The 20,537-nt window shown below is 50.5% G+C and carries 18 protein-coding genes; 2 read left to right on the forward strand and 16 right to left on the reverse strand.

Annotated features, from left to right (window positions below; genetic code table 11):
- Window positions 1-2: 2 nt before the first annotated feature.
- Genes nuoL through ACJMM9_RS04955 form a run of 10 tightly spaced genes read right to left on the reverse strand, consistent with a single transcriptional unit; the run spans window position 3 to window position 9,986 of the window.
- Window positions 3-1,958: an NADH-quinone oxidoreductase subunit L gene (gene nuoL, locus ACJMM9_RS04910; RefSeq protein ID WP_405324369.1), complete on the reverse strand. Its 1,956-nt coding sequence runs from the start codon at window positions 1,956-1,958 to the stop codon at window positions 3-5.
- The gene (gene nuoK, locus ACJMM9_RS04915; RefSeq protein ID WP_014546971.1) at window positions 1,951-2,256 is read right to left on the reverse strand and encodes an NADH-quinone oxidoreductase subunit NuoK; all 306 of its coding nucleotides are present in this window, start codon (window positions 2,254-2,256) and stop codon (window positions 1,951-1,953) included. Before nuoK ends, nuoL begins: the two co-directional genes overlap by 8 nt.
- Entirely contained in the window at window positions 2,253-2,825 is a 573-nt protein-coding gene (locus tag ACJMM9_RS04920) for an NADH-quinone oxidoreductase subunit J (protein WP_405324372.1), read from the reverse strand. Before ACJMM9_RS04920 ends, nuoK begins: the two co-directional genes overlap by 4 nt.
- Entirely contained in the window at window positions 2,825-3,298 is a 474-nt protein-coding gene (locus tag ACJMM9_RS04925) for a NuoI/complex I 23 kDa subunit family protein (RefSeq protein ID WP_405324374.1), read from the reverse strand. The genes ACJMM9_RS04920 and ACJMM9_RS04925 overlap by 1 nt, the downstream gene beginning before the upstream one ends.
- Before the next feature lie 31 nt (window positions 3,299-3,329).
- Window positions 3,330-4,451, reverse strand: coding sequence for an NADH-quinone oxidoreductase subunit H (locus ACJMM9_RS04930; RefSeq protein WP_405324376.1), 1,122 nt, complete (start codon window positions 4,449-4,451; stop codon window positions 3,330-3,332).
- A 3-nt stretch (window positions 4,452-4,454) separates the two neighbouring features.
- Window positions 4,455-5,591 carry an NADH-quinone oxidoreductase subunit D gene (locus ACJMM9_RS04935; RefSeq protein WP_405324378.1) on the reverse strand — a complete coding sequence of 379 codons (1,137 nt, stop codon included), beginning with the start codon at window positions 5,589-5,591 and terminating at the stop codon, window positions 4,455-4,457.
- Window positions 5,588-6,847 (reverse strand): NADH-quinone oxidoreductase subunit NuoB, encoded by a 1,260-nt coding sequence (gene nuoB / locus ACJMM9_RS04940; RefSeq protein ID WP_405324380.1) that lies wholly within the window; start codon window positions 6,845-6,847, stop codon window positions 5,588-5,590. The genes ACJMM9_RS04935 and nuoB overlap by 4 nt, the downstream gene beginning before the upstream one ends.
- Window positions 6,838-7,218, reverse strand: a complete 381-nt coding sequence (locus tag ACJMM9_RS04945) for an NADH-quinone oxidoreductase subunit A (protein ID WP_173357648.1) — start codon at window positions 7,216-7,218, stop codon at window positions 6,838-6,840. Before ACJMM9_RS04945 ends, nuoB begins: the two co-directional genes overlap by 10 nt.
- Before the next feature lie 30 nt (window positions 7,219-7,248).
- Complete coding sequence (locus ACJMM9_RS04950; RefSeq protein ID WP_088640188.1) at window positions 7,249-7,842, reverse strand: hypothetical protein; 594 nt, start codon at window positions 7,840-7,842, stop codon at window positions 7,249-7,251.
- Window positions 7,839-9,986, reverse strand: a complete 2,148-nt coding sequence (locus tag ACJMM9_RS04955; RefSeq protein WP_088640187.1) for a bifunctional (p)ppGpp synthetase/guanosine-3',5'-bis(diphosphate) 3'-pyrophosphohydrolase — start codon at window positions 9,984-9,986, stop codon at window positions 7,839-7,841. The genes ACJMM9_RS04950 and ACJMM9_RS04955 overlap by 4 nt, the downstream gene beginning before the upstream one ends.
- A gap of 270 nt (window positions 9,987-10,256) precedes the next feature.
- Between ACJMM9_RS04955 and ACJMM9_RS04960 the strand changes: the two genes are divergently transcribed.
- Window positions 10,257-11,822: a hypothetical protein gene (locus ACJMM9_RS04960; protein ID WP_405324383.1), complete on the forward strand. Its 1,566-nt coding sequence runs from the start codon at window positions 10,257-10,259 to the stop codon at window positions 11,820-11,822.
- Window positions 11,823-11,911: 89 nt separating this feature from the next.
- On the opposite strand, the gene thrH is transcribed toward ACJMM9_RS04960, so the two are convergent.
- Complete coding sequence (gene thrH / locus ACJMM9_RS04965) at window positions 11,912-12,529, reverse strand: bifunctional phosphoserine phosphatase/homoserine phosphotransferase ThrH (RefSeq protein ID WP_405324385.1); 618 nt, start codon at window positions 12,527-12,529, stop codon at window positions 11,912-11,914.
- A 127-nt stretch (window positions 12,530-12,656) separates the two neighbouring features.
- Window positions 12,657-13,538 (reverse strand): Hsp33 family molecular chaperone HslO, encoded by an 882-nt coding sequence (locus ACJMM9_RS04970; RefSeq protein ID WP_405324387.1) that lies wholly within the window; start codon window positions 13,536-13,538, stop codon window positions 12,657-12,659.
- Between the two features lie 139 nt (window positions 13,539-13,677).
- On the opposite strand from ACJMM9_RS04970, the gene ACJMM9_RS04975 reads away from it, so the two are divergent.
- Window positions 13,678-14,223, forward strand: coding sequence for a DJ-1 family glyoxalase III (locus ACJMM9_RS04975; RefSeq protein WP_405324389.1), 546 nt, complete (start codon window positions 13,678-13,680; stop codon window positions 14,221-14,223).
- Window positions 14,224-14,576: 353 nt separating this feature from the next.
- Here ACJMM9_RS04975 and sufB read toward each other — a convergent pair whose 3' ends face one another.
- The 4 genes from sufB to ACJMM9_RS04995 all read right to left on the reverse strand — a co-directional run bounded on the left by sufB (window position 14,577) and on the right by ACJMM9_RS04995 (window position 20,481).
- Window positions 14,577-15,992, reverse strand: a complete 1,416-nt coding sequence (gene sufB, locus ACJMM9_RS04980) for a Fe-S cluster assembly protein SufB (protein WP_405324391.1) — start codon at window positions 15,990-15,992, stop codon at window positions 14,577-14,579.
- A 149-nt stretch (window positions 15,993-16,141) separates the two neighbouring features.
- Entirely contained in the window at window positions 16,142-19,444 is a 3,303-nt protein-coding gene (locus ACJMM9_RS04985) for a DNA topoisomerase (protein ID WP_405324393.1), read from the reverse strand.
- An 84-nt stretch (window positions 19,445-19,528) separates the two neighbouring features.
- Window positions 19,529-19,879 carry a hypothetical protein gene (locus ACJMM9_RS04990; RefSeq protein WP_405324395.1) on the reverse strand — a complete coding sequence of 117 codons (351 nt, stop codon included), beginning with the start codon at window positions 19,877-19,879 and terminating at the stop codon, window positions 19,529-19,531.
- Window positions 19,876-20,481 carry a hypothetical protein gene (locus ACJMM9_RS04995; protein WP_405324397.1) on the reverse strand — a complete coding sequence of 202 codons (606 nt, stop codon included), beginning with the start codon at window positions 20,479-20,481 and terminating at the stop codon, window positions 19,876-19,878. Before ACJMM9_RS04995 ends, ACJMM9_RS04990 begins: the two co-directional genes overlap by 4 nt.
- Between the last annotated feature and the right edge of the window lie 56 nt (window positions 20,482-20,537).

Genomic DNA, 20,537 nt, shown 5'->3' on the forward strand with positions numbered 1-20,537 from the left:
CCTTACAGGGGAAGCTGGCCGAAGAATCGCCAAAGGAGAACGCCAACAATCAAAGTGCCCAAGTAGAACGGCAAGTAGCCGGCCTGGGCAAAACGGACCAAGTCACCGAGCTTGTGGACAAACCAGACCGTAAAGGCGAGGAGTCCTTCAATCACGTAATCGTTGAATGCGCGGGCGACACGTGCGATACCGCCAAAGATGAACTGGCGGACGATGGCGTAGTACATTTCATCGAAGTAGAACTTGTGGTAAATGACTTTGTAAATGCCGCTGCGGTTGGATTCGTCGAGAGCGCGCTGGACTTTTGCCCACGGGCTTGCGTAAAGCACCCAGGCAATCACGAGCGCGACAACAGCAATGCCGACGGCGACAAACGGGAGCCATTCAGCATGGTCGAGCTTGACGAGCTGCGGAACGTTCAACTGGCCCGGAACAAAGAACTTTTCGAAAAGAGGTTGGGCGGCGAAACCGCTTGCAAGTGCCGGAATGGCAAGGATTGCAATCGGGAGTGTCATCGCGAAATCTTCATGCACATGGCCTGCCTTGACGCCTTCGTGACGCGGAGCGCCATGGAATGCGAGGAAGAACAGACGGAACATGTAGAATGTCGTGAGACCGCTCGTGAGGAGAGCAAGCCCAAAGACGACGTAATGATGTCCTTGGAATGCGGCGAGAATGATTTCATCCTTGGAGAAGAAACCAGAGAACGGCGGAATGCCCGAAATCGCGAGAATGGAAATGAGCGTGCAAGCGTAAGTGAGCTTCATCTTCTTGCCGAGACCGCCCATCATATCAAGATCGTTCGTGCCGACCTGATGAATAAGGCTACCGGCGATGAGGAACAAGCTGCACTTGAAGAAGGCGTGCGTAAAAATGTGGAACGTTGAAGCGGTCCAACCGGTAACGGCGACTACCTGACCAATCTTGCAAGCGCCAAGCGCAAACATCATGTAACCGAGCTGCGAAAGCGTGGAGTAGGCGAGAATGCGCTTGATGTCCTTTTGTGTGCATGCGATGACGGCTGCAAAGACCATCGTGAATGCGCCGACCCACATGATGAGCGTGAGCGCGTTATCGCAAATGGCAAAGAACGGGAAGAGTCGAGCGACAAGGTAAACGCCTGCGACGACCATCGTTGCACTGTGAATGATGGAGCTGACGGGTGTCGGACCTTCCATCGCGTTCGGGAGCCAGATATGCATCGGGAACATGGCGGATTTGCCCCAGCCGCCGGTGAAAATCAAGATGGAACCGAGAACGAGAGCTTCGGACTTCGGGACTGTCACAAGGCCGAGATTGATAAACTGCTTCTGGAAATCAAGGAGGCTAAGCGAATTGAGTGTCGAAAAGTCGAAACTTCCGACGACATAGCTCACAAGCACAATACCGAGCAAGAAGAAGCTATCGGCAAAGCGGGTGAGGATGAACGCCTGCTTGGATGCGCTCACGGCACTTGGCTTGTGGTACCAGAAACCGATGAGCAAGTAGCTCGAAACGCCGACGAGTTCCCAGAAGATGAACATCTGGAAAAGGTTTGTCGCGATGACGAGTCCGAGCATGCTAAAGCTGAACAGCGAAAGCAGTGCGAAGAATCGCCCGGCGGCGCGGTCTTCGCGCATGTAGCCGATGCTGTAGATGTTCACCATGAAGCTGATGAACGTGACAACCACGAGCATCATCACGGAGAGCGGGTCTACGAGCATGCCGATTCTTGCGACCAGGTTCCCGATGAACGGGATAAACGTGTGGTCAAAGAGAATCGCTTTTTGCGGTGCAAAGTCCGAACTGAAGTAGTGGAAGGCGAGTGTGCCTGCGGCGGCAAATGCAAGGCCGTTGCAGATGACTGCGAAAATTGCAGCTGCTTTTGCGCACTTGTTTCCGAGGAAAAGCCCGTTCACGACGAACGTGATGAGCGGGAACAAAAGAATCAGATAGCCGAGAGTGATATCATCAATCATGGAGGTCCCTCAACTGGTCAACGTCAAGACTCTTATGGCGGCGGTACATGGTCACGATAATCGCAAGGGCGATGGCCATTTCGCAAGCCGTCACGGCAATGACAAAGATACTGAACAGAGCGCCTGCAGTCGCATCGTGTGCGGTAAAGTAGGCAAAACTGATAAAGTTGATGTTTGCTGCATTCAGCATAAGCTCAATGGAAATGAGCATGCCAATGAGATGGCGGCGGCGCATCAGGCCCCAGACGCCAATCCCGAACAGCAAAAATGCGAGAATCAAGCAATTCAAAAGGTTCATTTGCTAGCCTCCTCTTCGGCATCTTCCTTGGTGCGGCGGGCGACCGTGATTGCGCAAATGAGCGTCATCAAGAGGAGCACGCTCACGATTTCAAACGGGATGATGAATCCGTTTGGATCGTTACCGAGCAAGCGTAAGGCGAAGTTCTGGAGTGAAGAATAGTCGGCGGGGGAGTTCACGATGCCGCTTGCCAAGTCTGGAGTCGGCAACACGCATTTGACCATCACGAATACAAACGCAATGGAGAGCGCAAATGCGGTGAACACTCGCGGAATCTTTGTCGTGAAAGCGTCTTCTCCCAAATGGCTTGTGAGAAGAATCGTAAACACCACGAAAATCACGACACCGCCCACGTAAACCATCACCTGGGCAAGCGCAATGAATTCGGCATGCATGAGCATATAGAGAATTGCGGTCGTGACAAAGCTAAAGATGAGGAACACGGCGCTTTGCAAAATGTTTTTGACGGCGACGCAACAAACCGCTGTTATTAAAATCACGAATGCGACGACATAGAACGCAATGTCCATGCCTCCCATCGGGAATGCTAAAGGCAAATCCGGGAACATTAACCTTGTCCCTCCTTCTTATTTAAAATCATTTCGAGATCGTTCGGGTCGGTTGTCGCGACTTCGAAAGCGGGGCTCATCTGGATGGCTCCAAACGGGCAGGCTTCCACGCAGAGGCCGCACTGGGTGCAGCTTGCAAAGTGGTACACGTAACGTCCGAGAACCTTCTTGCCCGCAATGTTCTTTGTGGCAAGTACGTTGATGGAGGCGTTCGGGCAGGCGCGTTCGCACATGCCGCAAGCGGTGCAGTGGTTGTTGCCGTCTGCGTCTTCGATCATTTCGAGGCGGCCGCGGTAGCGGTCGTGCATCTTGAGCGTCTTGCGGTTTTCGGGATACTGTTCCGTAACGATGCGCTTAGGATTGAAAAAATACTTGAGCGTCACGGACAATCCGCAAATAAGGCTCCACGGACCTGTAATGCAACGCTTGAGGTAGCGTTTAATGTATTCGATTGTTGAAATCTGCTTTTGCATAATCTCTCGTCTTTCGTCTCTCGTCTCTCGTCTAGAGCCCAAGGGCGATATATGCTGCTCCTGCTACCAGCAAAACAAGGTTGACGGGCAATAAGAATTTCCATTCAAAGTCCATGAGCTGGTCAACACGCGGGCGTACGAACGTCCAGCGGACCATCATGTAGCACCAGACCATAAAGTAAATCTTTGCGAAGAACCATACGACGCCGGGTACCATGTTCAAGACGTTGTCCACAGCAGCAATGCCGATGCACGGCGGGAAGAATCCACCGAGGAAGCATGTGGTTGCGAGTGCGGAGTTCGTGATGAGGGCAATGTATTCGGCGAGGTAGAACATGGCAAACGGAGTGCCATTGTATTCCGTGTGGTAACCGCCTGTGAGTTCCTGTTCTGCTTCGGCAATGTCGAACGGAGCGCGGTTCATTTCGGCGGTACTAGAAATAAAGAAGAGGATGAACGCAATGAAACCGAGGACCGGAATCTTGAAAATCCACCAGTCAAAAATGGTTCCTTCCTGGCCCATCGTAATGCTCATGAGGTTCGTGGAACCTGAAATCATGACGACGAACAAGAGGATCATCGCAAACGAAATTTCGTAGCTGATCATCTGGGCGCCACTGCGGAGCGCACCGAGCAAGGAATACTTGTTGTTACTGCTCCAGCCGCCAAGCAAAATGCCGAGTACGCCAAAGCCGTTCACTGCGATAATGAGCGGAATGCCCATCGAGACGTCGGCCACGACGAGATTCTTGTCGAACGGAATCAACGCGCAGACGATAAACGGTGCAATCAAGACAATTAGCGGAGCCAAGTAGAACATGAGCTTGTCAGCGCCACTCGGAGCGTACACTTCCTTGAAGAGCATCTTGATCACGTCCGCGATGGTCTGGATGGTGCCGTGCCAACCGAGTCGCATCGGTCCAAGGCGACATTGCACGTGAGCGCAAACCTTGCGTTCCATGTAAATGAGAATCGGGGCAGAGCCGATGTTCACCACGCAGACAGCGATAATGCAAATCACAGCGTTGATGAGGAAGGCGACGACGCTGTTGAGGTCTTCGGACTGGATGTTTGCGGGCAGATATTCTGCCAAGCGCGGGACCCATTCACGGACAAAGTCGCCAATAGGATGTGTTACTGAAGGTACAAACATAAACTACCTGTCAATTTCCGGAATCACGGGGTCAAGAGTTGCCATGATGGTCACGAGGTCCGAAATTTTGTGACCTTGGGCCATCTTGTTAATCGCTCCAATATGCGGGAAGCTTGGGCCGCGTGTGTGAATGCGGTACGGCTTTTCACCGGTCGTTGCGGCGACAACGTAAGTGGCGTAAAGACCCTTTGCAGTTTCAATTTCGCTGTAGTAGCGGCCTACGGGGAGTCGTACTGGCTTTTCCTTGCTGCGCCACGGACCTTCTGGGAACTTTTCGACGCACTGGCGCAGAATCTTGAGCGATTGATGAATTTCTGCAATGCGGATCTGGTAGCGGTCGTAGCAGTCGCCGTTATGGAACACGGGCACGTCAAAGTCGAGCTGATCGTAAATGCTATACGGGTTTGCACGGCGCACGTCAAAGTTCACGCCGCTAGCACGGAGCACAGGGCCAGAGCATCCGTAAGCAATCGCGTCTTCCTTGGAGAGTACGCCAATGCCGATGCTGCGTTCCAACACGATGATGTTTTTCGAAAGGAATCTTTCGTAGTCCTTCATCGTGTCTTCCATGTGGTCGAGGAAAGCCTTCACGCGCGGGATAAATGTATCCGGCACGTCATAGCGGCTGCCACCCGGTCTAAAGAAGTTCGTCGTGAGGCGGGAACCTGTGACTTCTTCGAGCATGTCGTGGATCATTTCACGTTCCTTGAAGCCGAACAAGAGGCAAGTCTGTCCGCCAAGGTCACCGCCAAAGCAACCGTAGAACACCAGGTGCGATGCAATGCGGCCAAGTTCCTGGAGCATCACGCGGATGTATTCGCCACGGAGCGGAACGCCTACGTTCATGCCTTTTTCAAGAGCAATGACAACGCCCAAATTATTCTGGATGGCCGTCAAATAGTCCTGACGGTCCGACATCGCGATGTACTGCAAGTAGCTCATTGATTCCGCTTGCTTTTCCATACCGCGGTGGATATAGCCAAAGTGCGGGACAACTTCTACAATGGTCTCACCGTCCATGCGGAGCGTGAGTCGCAAAGCACCGTGAGTACTCGGGTGCTGCGGGCCCATGTTGATAAAAAATTCTTCAGTATTCGATTTGCGTTCGAGGCGAAATCCCGGAGGTAACTGATGACTCATATTGGCCTCCTAATCATTTCCGGGTGGGTAAAGTCTTTACGGAGCGGGTAACCCACGAAGTCCTTGTCGAGGAATATGCGGCGAAGGTCGGGGTGATTTTCAAACTTGATGCCGAACATGTCGTAAACTTCGCGTTCCTTGATTTCTGCACCGGGGTAGAGGTGCGAGATTGTTGGAACGCTTGCCAAAAGCGATGTCGGGCGTTTTTCTTCGTCAATCGAGAAGTCTTTCTTCAGCTGCACACAGAGGAAAATCTTGTGGCCGATTTCAAGGCTTCTGAGCATCGTTACCATGTCGAAGTGATCGTCGTAGTCAATCGCAGTCACGTCAATCAGGTAATCCATCTTGAATTCAGGATCGTTCTTGACAAATTCAACGACGTTCAGGTAGTCTTCCTTTTCGAGCATGACTTCAAGCGGGCAATCCGCAGGCAGCTTGGCAACGACATCTTCTGGAGTGTCTTCGCCGCGCGTATGTACGGTCACGTTCGGGAACTTGGCGCGGAGCTTTGTGAAAAGTTCTTGCTGGGTGAGGCCCAGACGCTTGGCGGGTACGCGTTCTACTTCCGGCATGTCCGGCTTCTTGACGCGAATCGGCTTGAAGGCGCTCTTGTAGTCCGGATTTTCTTCCTTGAACTTTGCGCGGGCTTCGGCCATCTGCTCGTCTTTCATTTCTTCGAGAGCGGCCCAAGTCTTCGCGGCTTCGCGATAGCGGTCCATCGTCGAAACGTCCTTCGGTTCACCTTCATGCCACGGGTTGCGGCAGGTTTCGTGCAGAATCTTGTCGCGGAGCGTCAAAAGTCCGTGGAACAAAGCTTCGGGACGCGGCGGGCAGCCGGGAACGAACACGTCAACCGGAATCAAGTTCTGTGCACCACGGACAACGGAATAGTTGTCGTAGATGAACGGGCCGCCGCTAATCGTGCAGGCGCCCATAGCGATGACGTATTTCGGACCGGGAATTTGTTCCCAAAGCATCTGGATGGCTGGTGCCATGCGGCGGGTAATCGTACCTGCCAAAATAAACAAGTCCGCCTGTCTCGGGGACGAGCGGAACACTTCAGAGCCAAAACGGGCAATGTCATAACGAGCCATAGAACTCGACATCATTTCGATGGCGCAGCAGCTAGTACCGTATGTCAAAGGCCAAATGGAGTTTGCACGGGCCCAGTTCACAACATAGTCGATGGCGTTTACAACGTACTTTCCACCGGGAATCGGGTCCAAGATCTTTGGAGCTAAATTGATTATTCCCATTTGAGAATTCCTTTTTTCCAGGCGTAAGCAAGGCCCGAAACGAGAATCGCAATGAAGATGATAAGGTCGATAACGACGACTGATGGCGGGAGCGCTGTGTGGCCTGCCATGATTTCCTTGAAGTTCATCATGACGGGGAAGAGGAACAGCGCTTCGATGTCAAACACGAGGAAGAGCAAGGCGAACAGGTAGTAGCCCACCTTGAACTGAATTCTTGCGTTGCCGATGGTTTCCATACCGCATTCGTACGGAGCCATCTTGTTCTTTGTCTTCTTGGTGCGGTAGCCTAGCAGTAGGCCCGTGACGGTTGCCGCCGCCGCGATAAACGCGCCCAGAAAAAGAAATATGGATAGAATGATATATTCAGACATATCTTTCGTCTCTCGTCTTTAGTCTTTCGTCTAATAAAAGTTCTGCAAGTCCTGGACGGTTCCGAATAGCGTGTTGGCAATCTGGAAACGGTCCAGAACGTGTTTCAACAAGTCCTTAAATTCATCGATGGTGCCTGCGTTCATGGTATTCAACTTGCCTTGAATATCACTCACGAAACCGTAAACGACAGGACTCGATTTCATGCCCTGCATTTCCCCACTCCATTGCTGCAACACTTTGTCCGTATCGATTCTGGCGATGACATATCGCGTCGTCGAAAGCAGTTCCTGCAAAAAGTGCACGAGGAAAATTTCTTCTTGCAAGATACCCCAGCGTTTGTCCTTAGAGTAAAGCGAAGAATTTTCCGCCTTGCCGTAGAAAATCGCAGCTTGCGCATATTCGAGGCATGTCATCAGAAGGCGTTCATAACGCTTGATGTCCTTGCTCAAATGCTGGTACCATGCATTGTTTTCTTCTGGCGTAGATTCCTTGACTTCTGCAATTTCGTTCGGAAACAGCGCACGGAACGCGTAATACACTTCTTCGTAATAGCGATTCCTCATGCGGCAGTTGAACGCACGGTTTTTTTGTGTGTAGTCGCAATGGTGTAGGGACGATATCATGCTTTTTCAACCCCTCTGACGCCCTCGACTTGCCTTATCTTGGTCACAATGGCATCGACCTGGTCCTTTCGGAATGCCTTGAATTCCATGCGGATGCGTCCAGTGTACTGGGCACTGGCGATGCTCATTCTATCCAGCGACAGGTTTTCGTCTTTCAGAACCATCAGGATGCTTAACGGCAAGTTCCTGCGGTTGTCTGTTTCAATCGTGAGGTGCGTTGTAAATGGTTTTGTGACATCGGCGCTCCAGTCAACGGGCAGGCGTTGGTCGGTCGGTAAGTCCTTGAGGCAAGGGCAATCGCTCTTGTGGACTTCGATACCGATCTGCGGGCGCATCACGCCGACAATCTTATCGCCCGGAACAGGGCCGCAGCAGCTTGCGAAATGGATGAGGAGGCTGGTCTCGTGACCGATCATCAACGGCATTTCGTCGGTGAGCGTGTTGTCCATGTCTTTTCCGAATTTCGGGTAGAAGCGGAGCGCTGTCGTTTCCTTGGAAATGTCGTTTCCGCCGTTCAAGAAGCGGTGGATGTCCTGGAGCGGCAGTTCGCCCTGACCTAGCTTTTCGAAAAATTCATTGAGGCTCGTCATGCCGAAGTACTGTAGAATGGCTTCGTCTTTTGGCCTCTTGTCCTTTTCGATCTTGAGGAGGCGGAGTTCACGTGTCCAGATTTCTTTACCCAGGCTGCGGGACTGGATGATGATGCTTGTCTTCATCCATTTGCGGAGTTCCTGCTTTGCCTTGATGGTCTTTACCATGTTGAGCCATTCCGGGCTTGGTTCCTGGTTCGGGCTCTTTAAAATCTGAATGGTAGCGCCGTGCGGTACAGGTTCGTCAAGGCTCACGACCTTGTCGTTAATGCGGGCACCGATGCAGTGCAGGCCGAGTTCCGAATGCACAGCGAATGCAAAGTCCAAAACGATGGCGCCTTCGGGAAGTTCAATCGAAGCGCCCTTCGGGGTAAACACCGTCATGCCTTCGGGCTTCAAGTCCACCTTCAAGAAGTCGAGGTATTCCTTGGAGTCCGAGATTTCGGATTGCAGCTTGACCATGTGGTCGAGCCAGGCGAGTTCTTCGCCTTCGTGCTGCGTTTCCATCTTGTAGGCCCAGTGGGCGGCGAATCCCTTTTCGGCGGTTAAGTCCATGTCCTTTGTGCGGATTTGGACTTCGACCATCTTGTTTTCAGGACCGATGACCGTTGTATGGATACTCTGGTAAAGGTTTGGCTTCGGGGTTGCGATGTAGTCCTTGAAACGGCTTTGCAAAGGCGTCCAGAGGTTGTGTACGTAACCCAGAGCGAGGTAGCATTCCGGAATCGTCTCGACGATGATGCGGATGGCGAAAATGTCGAAGATGTCTTCGAACCCGCAACCGCGTGCGATCATCTTGTTATAGATGCTGTATATATTCTTGGTGCGTCCCTGGATGGTGCAGTCGAAGTCTTCGAGGGCCATCTTGATCTGGAGCGGCCCGATCACGGATTGTACGTAGTTTTCGCGCTTTTCCTTGTTCTCGATGAGGGCGTCAACGAGCTTCTGGTACTCATCCGGATTTACGTACTTGAAGCTCAAGTCTTCGAGTTCGGTTTTCAGCTTGTATAGACCGAATCTATGGGTGAGCGGCACGTAAATATCGAGCGTTTCCTGGGCAATAATCTTTCGCTTTTCGGGCTTCATGTATCGCATGGTGCGCATGTTGTGGATGCGGTCAGCGATCTTGATCATGATGACGCGCGGGTCTTTCGCCATGGCCGTAATGAGCTTACGGTAGGTGCTTGCCTTTTGCGCCGTCTTGCTTGCCTCCTGGACGGCGGTAATCTTTGTCACCGCATCGACCATGAAAGCCGTGTCTTCGCCAAAAAGTTCTGAAATTTCACTGAGGGTATGCGGGGTGTCTTCCACCACGTCGTGCAATAAGCCTGCTAGTACCGTTGCCTGGTCTTGCTTTAAGTCCGCAAGAATCTTGGCCACTTCGTATGGGTGTTCTGTGTAGGGCATGCCGCTTTTGCGGTATTGACCATCGTGGGCATCGGCAATAAAGGCTATAGCTTTTCTGAGAATCCCTTCGTCTAGCTTTGGATTCTTCTTAAGGAGCACATTTACAATGTGCTCCTGATTAGTTGTAAATTTAGCCTGATCCATCATTCTCAATTTATCTAATAATTTGATACTTAAGCGTCTTTTTTTTTGGAAATATGCCAAAAATAAGACAAAAAATGCGTTCCCTGGCCTAAATGTCGTGAAAAATCGGAAAAAAGGATTCGGGATGATTCTAGGCTGTTGTAACTCTTACAACAAAAATATTATTACATCGGGTTTTGTTTTTTTAGAATAGATTAATTTTAAGGACAACAATTTTGCCGAATTCTCGGCTGTTGTTGGGGTTGGTATACAATGAATAAGTGGATGAAACTAATGCCTATGGCAGTAGCTGCCTTTGGCTTATTGGCGTGCGGTGATGACAAATTGCCATCAGACGTGCAATGTTTAACACCTGAATGTCTTGAGGGATATTGGAGCTCTTCGAGCGAAGCGCCTGACGATGGTGCTAGTTCTAGCTCATTCGCAGAAGATGCGGGTGAGTCCAGTTCTTCGGACAATCTGCAATCTCCATCAAGCGGTATGGACGGGACTTTGTCCAGTAGCGGTGTTGGACCTGTCGAAGGTTCTTCTAGCTCTGCATCGCTAAGCTCTGGGCTTGAAGGCTCTAGCTCAAGCGTACATCGACATCGTTCCAGCAGCTCTGTTGCGGAACCTCCGGTTGAATCGAGTTCTGCTGTAGCGCCGGTGAGTTCGAGTGCTACTGAACCGCCGCCGTCTCCGGTGAATGAATTTGTCGAAGACCACCGCAGCGAATGCCAGATTGGCAATATCCCGTCGAGCGTGGACAATGCAAAACTCCCGGATCCGTTCAAAAAGCTTGATGGTACGCGCATTTCGTCCAAGGCCGACTGGAAGTGCCGCCGTGAAGAAATCGGCGCCATGTACGAAAAGCTCATGTTCGGTACAAAGCCGCGCAATCCTGAAAAGGTCGAAGGTAGCTATTCTAACGGAACGCTTACGATCAACGTAACAGATAAGGGTAAATCCGGCAAGTTCTCCGTGAAAATCAGCAACGCCGGCACCAAGGACAAGCCGAAGCCGGCTCTCATCGGTTTTGGCGGCGGCATGATGGGCGGTTGCGGAAGCCTCGGTAAGGCAACTGACGGCCTTGACATCGCCATGATTACGTTCAACCCGGACGATGTCGCTCCTGAAAGCGGCGGTGGCATGTTCTTCCAGCTTTATAACGGCGGCCAGGGCACGATCATTGCCTGGGCATGGGGCGTGAGCCGCATTATCGATGCTCTCGAAAAGACTCCAGATGCGGGTATTGATGTGAAGCATCTTGCCATGACGGGTTGCTCTCGCTGGGGCAAGGGAACGCTTGCCGTGGGCGCATTCGACGAACGCATTGCGCTTACCATCCCGCAGGAATCCGGTTCTGGTGGCGCATCGCTTTGGCGTGTGGGCGCTCAGGTGAACAAGCAGAAGGGTAAACAGTTTGTTCAGGGGCTTGCAAGCGCCGGTACCGAAGGCAAGTGGATGATTTCCTCCTTCAAGAATTATGACGGTAAGGAAAATACGCTCCCGTTCGACCAGCATATGCTTGTGAGCATGGTGGCACCGCGTGCGCTTCTTGTGATTGACAATGCTGGCCAGGAATGGCTTGGCGAGGTTCCGTCGAACTATTGCGGACAAGCTTCCAAGGAAGTCTTCGACGCGCTCGGCGTGAGCGAAAATTACACTTACAGCCAAGAAGGCGGTCATGGACATTGCCAACTTCCGAATGGGCAATTTGACGAAGTGAAGGACTTTATCAACAAGTTCTTGCTAGGCAAGGATGCCAAGACGGGTAAGATTGACTATACCAAGAACACGCAGACGATTAGCTTCAAGAAGTCTGAATGGATTGATTGGGAAACGCCTAATTTGAATTAGTTGCTAAAAACGCAAAAGAAAGGCCCCGCGGATGCGGGGCTTCTCTCGTCTTTCGTCTGTAGCCGCAAAGTGGCGTTCTCTCGTCTAATTTACAGCGAGTCCTGGAACTTGTGGAACTTGTCCAAAAGCTCTGCGTAGGTCTTTGTTGCTTCGAGTTGCGGGAACTGGGCAACAATAGAATCGGGGGCGCAGAAGAAGCAGCCCTTATCGGCCTGCTTGAGCATGCCTGTGTCGTTGAAGGAATCGCCTGAGGCGAACACCTTGAAGTTGAGTTCCTGCAAGTGCTTTACGACCTTCGTCTTCTGGTCGCTCATGCGCAAGTGGTAACTCTTGATCATGTCGTTTTCGACCACGAGATTGTGGCAGAAAATCGTCGGGAATCCGAGATTCTTCATGATGGGGTAGGCGAATTCCTGGAACGTGTCCGAGAGGATGATCACCTGTGCTTCGTCGCGGAGTGTGTCCATGAAGTCGCGGGCGCCTTCGAGGAGTCCGAGATTTGCAATAACGTTCTGGATGTCAGAGAGCTTGATGTTTTCGCGTTCGAGAATCTTGATGCGGCCCTTCATGAGCACATCGTAGTCGGGTATGTCGCGCGTGGTGAGGCGGAGGTCCTTGATGCCCGTCTTTTCGGCGACGGCAATCCAGATTTCTGGCGCAAGAACGCCTTCCAGGTCAAGAGTGACAACACATTGCTTAGTAAACATAGTGATTAGTGGTTAGTGGTTAGTGATCAGGATAATTAGGAGTGCGGAATTCGGAATGCGGAATTTTTATAATCGCGGCAGAGCCGCCTAATTAGATAACTCCTACTTCCTAATTCCTAATTCCGAATTATTTATTCCTCTCGTCTATAATTTCTTGCAAATCCGCAGGTGTAATCGTGTAGTTTGTGCGGCAGAAGTCGCAGACGACGTTCAAGTCCTTATTTTCGCTGCTGAGTTCCTGCAAGTCCTTGAGCGGGAGTGTTGCAAGGGTTGCGAGCATGCGGTCCTTGCTGCATGGGCAGAAGGGCTTCGGGTCGATTTCGCGCACGACTTCGATGTCGTAGGGGCCGCGGAGCTGGTCCAAAAGTTCGTCAAGGTCAAAACCCTTGTCTGCCTTGTACATGTCGCAGAACTTCGGAAGGTTTTGCACGATGACTTCGATCAGGTTGATGTCCTTATCCTCGAGGTCCGGGAAAGCCTCGATGTAGAAACCTGCGGCGTAGTCGAGATGGCTCGGGTCCTGAACGTTGTACTGTGCTTCAATGCCCACGGCAGAACGAATCTGTTCGGACTGCAAGAGGTAAGTGGCGAGGTTCTGGCCTACGGAGACGGACGGAGCTTCGATGATGCTTTCGTGAACGCGCTTGCCCTGTTCGTTCAGCTTTACGACTTGCACGTGTTGCGGCACGAGCGCGGGTTCGTTTGCGCCTATAGCTTGGAGTTCTGCCTGCGGAATCATGGCGCGGACAAGACCCATCGGAGTGGAGTCCGTCTGAATCTTTGTAATTTCGCCACCAAAAGTCGTGGTGTAAGAAACGGTTCCTGCGAATTTAAGCCCTGCACTGAGGAAAATGCTTGCGATAGAGTTTTCTGCAAGCAGCTTGAGTGCAAAACCTTTAGCGTTGTGGTGCCGACCGATTTCATTCATGGTCTCTGTTAAATCGACCACAATAAGGCGGAAGGGCGTTTTCTTGCCCGTCGCACGGATGATTCTATCTTTGAAATTCATAGCCCAAATATAGAATTTAACGGGATTACCGACTGAGAATAGGATGAAAAATGGATTGAGAATGCGCTATTTTTACTAAAAAATGTGATAAATAAACTAAAAAAAGCTATAATAATTAAATAAAGATATCGGAGGTTTTATGCAGATACTTGTCTTGTTGGCAGATGGTTTTGAAGAAACGGAATTCGTGGTTCCTGTAGATTTGTGGCGCCGTGCCGGATTTAAGGTGACAGTAGCCTCAGTTTCAGGGGCCGAAGTTGTTGGTGGTGCTCATGGGCTGAAAATCCTGTCAGATGTGGCCTTGAGCAAGCTTGAACCGACTGACTTTGATGCTGTTTTCTTGCCGGGTGGCGGTGTCGGTGTACAGAATCTCAAGGCTAGCGCCGCTGTTGAAACCACAATTTGCAGCCTTAATGACGATAATAAATGGGTTCTCGCCATCTGTGCTGCGCCGACAGTTCTCAGCAAGGCTCGAATTCTTGTGGATAGAAAGGCTACATGTTACCCCGGCTGCGAGAAGGAACTTGTATGTCGTGAATTTACGGAAGATCGCGTTGTAGTCGATGGTAACATCATAACGAGCCGTGGACCGGGTACGGCAGAAGAATTTGCTCTAAAGTGCATTGCTGAAATCGACAGTGTGGAACTTTCAGAACAGATTCAGCACCAGATTGTTGCAAGATAAGTTATTTGTATCATTTAATTTTTTGACGTATTTAAGCGAAAAGCCCCAAAATACACCAAAACTGACAAATCGAATAAACTCATTTGTAAAAAATTCTCTATAAAGTTATAGAGAATTTTTTATATACAGTTTATAATTTGTTTATTAGTTCTTAAGTTGTGAAGTTATAAGTACAATGTTTGTATGAAAAAATATTTTTTTATTAAAAAAAGGAAATAAATGACACTATGTAATTTAAAAAATGCTATATATAAAGTACTCCATATACACCAATAAGGGTCGGAAACTAAAATTTCCGGCCCTTTCCTTTTGAATTAAATGTCCACGATTGAGTTAAATCGTTCTAAATGGCGTTAACCGACGCTGTGTTCGAGCTTGAGGGTGAGGAGCTGGCGCGCTTCGGTCGCAAATTCGCCCGGGAGTTCCTTGAACACATCCTTGCAGAAACCGCCGACCATGGCCTGGATGGCGTCTTCGCGCTTGATGCCTCGGCTTTCGAAGTAGAACAGCTGGTCTTCGCTGATGCGGCTGGTCGTAGCTTCGTGCTCGGTCTGGGCGCTTGCGTTTGCGACGGTGATGTACGGGAACGTGTGGGCGGCACTCTTGGTGCCGACGAGCATGCTGTCGCACTGGGTGTAGTTGCGGGCGCCTGTAGCGGATTTGCGGATGCTCACCTCGCCACGGTAGGCGTTGCTGGAGTAGTCCGCGCTGATGCCCTTGGAAATGATCGTGCTCTTGGTGTTCTTGCCGATGTGGATCATCTTCGTGCCGGTGTCTGCCTGCATGTGGCCGTTCGTGAGGGCCACGCTGTAGAATTCACCGACGGAATTGTCGCCCTGCAAGATGCAGCTCGGGTATTTCCACGTGATGGCGGAACCCGTTTCGACCTGCGTCCAGCTGATGCGGCTGTTCTTGCCCAGGCACTTGCCGCGCTTCGTGACGAAGTTGTAGACGCCGCCAGCGCCTGTTTCGCGGTCGCCGGCGTACCAGTTCTGCACGGTGGAATACTTGATGCTGGCGTTTTCCTTGGCCACGAGTTCAACAATGGCACTGTGGAGCTGCTTGCTTGAATATTCGGGGGCGGTGCAGCCTTCGAGGTAGCTCACGCTTGCATCGTCATCGGCGATGATCAACGTGCGTTCGAACTGGCCTGCTTCCTTGTTGTTGATGCGGAAGTAGGTGGAAAGGTCCATCGGGCACTTGACTCCAGGCGGAATGTAGACGAAGCTGCCGTCGCCAAAGACTGCGCTGTTGAGGGCCGCAAAGTAGTTGTCGCCAGCGGGGACCACGCTACCCAGATATTCCTCGATAAGTTCGGGGTATTCCTTGATGGCGTCGCTGATGGAGCAGAAGATGATGCCCATTTCCATGAGCTTCTTCTTGTGGCTCGTGTAAATGCTGACGGAGTCGAACACGGCATCGACGGCTACGTTTGCGAGTCGCTTCTGTTCGTCGAGCGGGATACCGAGTTTTTCAAAAGTCGCCAAGAGTTCCGGGTCCACGTCTTCGATCTTTTCGTGGCTCTTCTTGGTCTTCGGTGCGGAGTAATAGACGATGTCCTGTAAGTCAACCGGGTTGAATTGAAGTTCGCCCCAGTTGGGCTGTTCCATCGTCTTGAGCTTTTCGTAGGCTCTCAAGCGGAAATCGAGCATGAACTGCGGTTCGCCACGGAGCGCTGACGCCCTGCGGATGATATCCTCGTTAAGACCTTTTTCGAAGGCTTCGTTTTCAATATCAGTGACAAATCCGTATTTGTAATTTTCGCTCATCTTTAACCCGCTTTAACCGCGTTTTTTGCGAGTGCAAAGATAGTAAAATGTAAAAGAGGTTCCAAACAAGGACTACGCTATTTCTAGGTTAACCTACAAATGTAATAGGCTAAGCGCGGCCCTGCCCGCATAATTGCGGGTCTAAGGGTTTACCCTTTCTTAATCACTTCCACGGTGAGCTTGTTGAACGCGATTTTCCCGCCTTCGCGCAGTTCTAGCGCAGCCCTGAACGTTGTGTCGTTCTTCTTGAACGGTTCAAGAATCGGCGTAGATTTGTTCTTGAGGAGCGTTTCGACTTCTTCGTCAGAAAACTCACGCTTGAAGAATGTTTTTGGAATCCCGTAATTGCAGGCGGGGTTCATGCACACGTATGCCGCAAGCGTTTGCACTTCGCCGTTTGGCGTCTGCGTGGTCGTGCCGCTACGGAAACGCAGTTGGTCGCCGCAACAAGGGCAGGGGAGGTCTCTGTGGACAAATTCAAAATTCGTGCGACCGTCTTCGCCGAGCTTTAAGTAGGCATCGAATTCAGTCCCTTTCTTGCTCTTGAATCCGGTTAAAAGTTCGGTCTTGCCGCCAGTGAGGAGCGCCTTGATGTCTGCCACGCGGAGCTTCTTGCCTGCAACAGATTTGAACAAGGTCCAGTTGCAAGCTGGGCAGAAAATAGCGTTCTTGTTTTCTTCGAGCTTCTTTTTGCAGAGCGGGCAGTTGAACTTGGTTTCGGTGCCGTGGAAATGTCCGTCATTCTCGAAAGCGAATGTCGCCTTGAAATCCTTGTCCCAGACGACTTTGGCGTTGAAAGTCGTTCCTTTCTTGGTCAAGAATCCGCAGATGATTTCGGTCGTGCCGTTGCTGAAAAGTTCTGCAATTTCCGTGTCGCTCATGACATGCCCGGCAATCGTCTTGTAGAAAACGAAGTCGCAAGTCGGGGCTGTGTCTGGCGTGAGTGTCGGGTCGCCATTTTCGTTGTTCGATGTGGTGACATCGCTCCCTTCGCAGATGAGGCGGTTCCCGGAATCTAAAAGCGTCTTGCCGCACTTGGGGCATTTGTAATGGGTCGGCGTTTTGGCACGGGCGTCGTCGGAGAATTCAAAGCCGATGTTGCCGTCATCGCCTAATGTGAGCGTGGCGCTGAATGTTGTTCCTTTTTTGCTCTTGAATCCGCTGAGCAAATCGGACTTGCCTGTTTTGAGGAGTGTCGCCATTTCGGCATGGCTCAATGTGCGGCCGGCAATGGTGTGGCCTGCCTTGAAGCCGCATTCAGCGTTTTTGCAAACGTAGCCCCATGGCGCAATTTCGAGCGGGCTGGAACATTTCGGGCAGGGAATCGCGTCGGTAACGGTTTCGCGTTCGAACTGGCTGCCGTATTTTTGATGCAGATGTTCGAAGAGTTCCTTGACATAATTCACGATGCCGTCGCGGAATTCAATCGGCGTGAGTTTGCCTTTCTCGACTTGCGAAAGCTTGAATTCCCATTCGCCGGTCATTTCGGGCGATTTGACTTTTTCGTCCATGAGCGCGATGACTTCGCGCCCGCGTTGGGTGCTAACAAGATAATTCTTTTGCGCTTCGATGAATCCGCGTTTTTTGAGCGTCTCGATGATACCTGCTTGCGTGGCCGGTGTGCCGAGACCGCGTTCCTTCATGGCTTCGGCAAGTTCTTCATTTTCGATTTGCTTGCCCGCCGTTTTCATGGCGGCAAGGAGCGTCGCTTCGGTGAAGTACTTGGGCTTGCTCTTCTTTTTCTTTTGCAGTTCTAGACTGTCGAACGGTGCGTGGTCTCCGAGATTCCATTCCGGGAAAGTCTCGACGATATTCGTGATGTCGTCGCCTTCGCCCTTGCCTTCGGTCGCTGCTTCACCTGTCATTCCTGCCTCCGAGCGGGAATCACCCTTTTTCTTGCCTTTCTTTTTCTCTTCCTTGACGAGTGCGCGAAAACCCAAATCTTCATTCCGCTTGAGCTTCAGCCTAAAGATTTCGCCATTTGTCATGCCGGACTCTGTTCCGGCATCGCCATTTTTCGCAGATTCCAACAGAACTTCCATTTCGCTCCAGACATACGGCTTGAGCCATGCCTGCACAAAGCGTTCCTTTGCGAGCTTGTAGATGTTCTCTTCCATCTCAGGGAGGTTTTGCGGTTCTTCTCCCGTAGGGATGATGGCAAAGTGGTCTGTGACTTTACTGGAGTTGATGAAAACAAAGTTTTCATTGCCGTCTCGCATGACGGATTTTTCTTGTGGCGTGGCGAGCCTTTGCGCAAGAGCGTAAGCCTCTTGCTGCATCGTGTCCGGCAGGTATTGCGAGTCTGTACGAGGGTAGGTGAGCAACTTCTTTTCGTACAAGTTTTGTGCGCAGTCAAGGACTTGTTGGGCGCTGTATTTAAAACGCTTGTTGCCCTCTTTTTGCAGTTCCGTCAAGTCGAACGGCTTTTGCGGGAACTGCTTTTTCTGCTGGATGTCAATCTTTGCAATTGTCGCTTCTTCTGGCGGCGAGCATTTATCTATAACAGCCTGCGCCGGCTCTTCTTTCTCAAAAATCGCAACTTTTAAATTGCTTTGTTTGTCTGTCGCGACCTTCGCTTCTGCTGTCATGCCGGACTCATTGTCACCCCGGACTTGTTCCGGGGCGGAATCGCCCTTGTCATTTACTTTATCCGATGATTTTTCTGGATTCTTCGCTTCGCTCAGAATGACGTCTTGGGAGGATTGCTTTTTTAATTCCTCATTCCGATTTCCTAATTCCGAATTCCTAACAAGCTGAGCCTGGAACCCTTTCCACGTTCCCACGACGCTGTAATAAAACAGTTCCTTGAACTGCTCGACAATCGCATCGCGTTCCACGACCAGGTTCAGCGTCGGCGTCTGCACACGCCCCACAGAAATCATCTTTCCGCGCCCGGCAGTGAGCGTGTATGCTCGCGTCGCATTCAGCCCGACCATCCAGTCGGCACGCTGGCGGAGCCTTGCCGCATAGCTCAAGTTCAAACGCTCCGTCGCGTCTTCCAGATTTTTCCAAGCCTTGTCCAAATCTTTCGCCACATAGCTGTTTACCCACAAACGCTTGATTTGCTTTTTGCGAAAGTCCGGTGTGTAGTCGAGAATCAAGTCGAAAATCAAATTACCTTCACGACCCGCGTCCGCACCGTTCACAAGAACGTCCGCCCTTGCCATCATATCGCGCACAACCGCGAGCTGCTTTCGCGTACTCTCGATTTCCATCAGCTTGAATTTTTCGGGCAAAAGCGGCAAGTTCGAAAGTCGCCAGCCGCCCTCGAAACCGGGGTAGGCATCCAACGGCGCAAGCGTAATCAAGTGACCCACACACCACGTGATGCAATGGTTCTTGCCGATTAGGCACCCGTCGCCTTGCGTAAACTTTTCACCCTCAATACGTTCCAGCATTGGCTTGTAATGCTGATTGGCAACGGAAGGTTTTTCGGCGACGAGTAAAATCATAATTGCCGAAAAGATATAAAATTTTTGAGTTTTTAAGGGATTTTAGTCGATTTGTGGACTATCAATCTTTTTTTTATATACCCGCTAAAACAAGCCGACTATAAATTCGAAAAATTGTTTTATATATTCAATGATTCCAAACACGAAAAAGATTAACCCAAACGAGGCTATAGGCAAAATTGGAACAATTCCAATCGCCGCAAAAATCATCCAAACCTTTCTTTGGACAATCTCTATTTTCAACGAAAACAAATCAAGCAATAACAAAACAGCCGAAACCAACATCACTAAAGGGAATAGCAAAAATACAACGTTGTCTGACCAAAAGTTGTAGGTCCCTTTTATCAAGGCTGCCGGTGTATAATGAACTGCCAAGCACACCGCAGAAATAAACGCAGTCAAGGTAAAGAGCTTGTCTATCAGTTTCTTAATCAATTGAACCACTCCATAGCGCAATGAGCTGAAATGACTTCCTTGCCCGGACCTCTTTTCTTAACGTCGCTCGGAGCACTTTTCTGAATTACAATTTTATCACTGAACGGGCTTGGCTCTATTGTAAAGCCATCTAATGGTTCTGCATCATAAATAATTACGATAGAATCTTGCCCATCATTAATACCGATACCCGTTCCCTGAACAACAGCCCCAATACCTCCATGAGGCGCAAACCTGTAAGTCAAAATGTTTTTTCTAGAACCATCATCGTCCTGATACTGGAGATGCCAAACATAAAGATCCCCAGAATCAACAAAAAAGTCATACCAAAAGGATTCGTTCTGATTCTCCCGTTCTAGGAAAATTTTCTTGCCACCCAATTCGCATTGCTTAGCTCCTTTATTTTTCGCCCGAAAGCCAAAAACATCCCCCGGATAATTATTTTCATAAATAGGATAAGTATCCCCTGCAATCGGATTAAAACAGGAGTGACACAAAGACAAATATGAAAGAAAGGCTATGGTAAATGCGATTTTTGCCCACAAATCATTCTTTTTAAAAAACTCAACTGCTTGAGGTATCGTTATTTTAGTTATTTGCATATAACAGATTGAATATAAAAAATCAGGATGAATTTTGGGGGTACCTCAAAGAATGG

The organism is Fibrobacter sp. (assembly GCF_045112255.1).
In the GTDB taxonomy this organism is placed as follows: domain Bacteria; phylum Fibrobacterota; class Fibrobacteria; order Fibrobacterales; family Fibrobacteraceae; genus Fibrobacter.

Coding starts and splice junctions, on each gene's coding strand:
- nuoL (WP_405324369.1), bottom strand. CDS start 1,958: ATGATTGATGATATCACTCTCGGCTATCTGATTCTTTTGTTCCCGCTC.
- nuoK (WP_014546971.1), bottom strand. CDS start 2,256: ATGAACCTTTTGAATTGCTTGATTCTCGCATTTTTGCTGTTCGGGATT.
- ACJMM9_RS04920 (WP_405324372.1), bottom strand. CDS start 2,825: ATGTTCCCGGATTTGCCTTTAGCATTCCCGATGGGAGGCATGGACATT.
- ACJMM9_RS04925 (WP_405324374.1), bottom strand. CDS start 3,298: ATGCAAAAGCAGATTTCAACAATCGAATACATTAAACGCTACCTCAAG.
- ACJMM9_RS04930 (WP_405324376.1), bottom strand. CDS start 4,451: ATGTTTGTACCTTCAGTAACACATCCTATTGGCGACTTTGTCCGTGAA.
- ACJMM9_RS04935 (WP_405324378.1), bottom strand. CDS start 5,591: ATGAGTCATCAGTTACCTCCGGGATTTCGCCTCGAACGCAAATCGAAT.
- nuoB (WP_405324380.1), bottom strand. CDS start 6,847: ATGGGAATAATCAATTTAGCTCCAAAGATCTTGGACCCGATTCCCGGT.
- ACJMM9_RS04945 (WP_173357648.1), bottom strand. CDS start 7,218: ATGTCTGAATATATCATTCTATCCATATTTCTTTTTCTGGGCGCGTTT.
- ACJMM9_RS04950 (WP_088640188.1), bottom strand. CDS start 7,842: ATGATATCGTCCCTACACCATTGCGACTACACACAAAAAAACCGTGCG.
- ACJMM9_RS04955 (WP_088640187.1), bottom strand. CDS start 9,986: ATGATGGATCAGGCTAAATTTACAACTAATCAGGAGCACATTGTAAAT.
- ACJMM9_RS04960 (WP_405324383.1), top strand. CDS start 10,257: ATGCCTATGGCAGTAGCTGCCTTTGGCTTATTGGCGTGCGGTGATGAC.
- thrH (WP_405324385.1), bottom strand. CDS start 12,529: ATGTTTACTAAGCAATGTGTTGTCACTCTTGACCTGGAAGGCGTTCTT.
- ACJMM9_RS04970 (WP_405324387.1), bottom strand. CDS start 13,538: ATGAATTTCAAAGATAGAATCATCCGTGCGACGGGCAAGAAAACGCCC.
- ACJMM9_RS04975 (WP_405324389.1), top strand. CDS start 13,678: ATGCAGATACTTGTCTTGTTGGCAGATGGTTTTGAAGAAACGGAATTC.
- sufB (WP_405324391.1), bottom strand. CDS start 15,992: ATGAGCGAAAATTACAAATACGGATTTGTCACTGATATTGAAAACGAA.
- ACJMM9_RS04985 (WP_405324393.1), bottom strand. CDS start 19,444: ATGATTTTACTCGTCGCCGAAAAACCTTCCGTTGCCAATCAGCATTAC.
- ACJMM9_RS04995 (WP_405324397.1), bottom strand. CDS start 20,481: ATGCAAATAACTAAAATAACGATACCTCAAGCAGTTGAGTTTTTTAAA.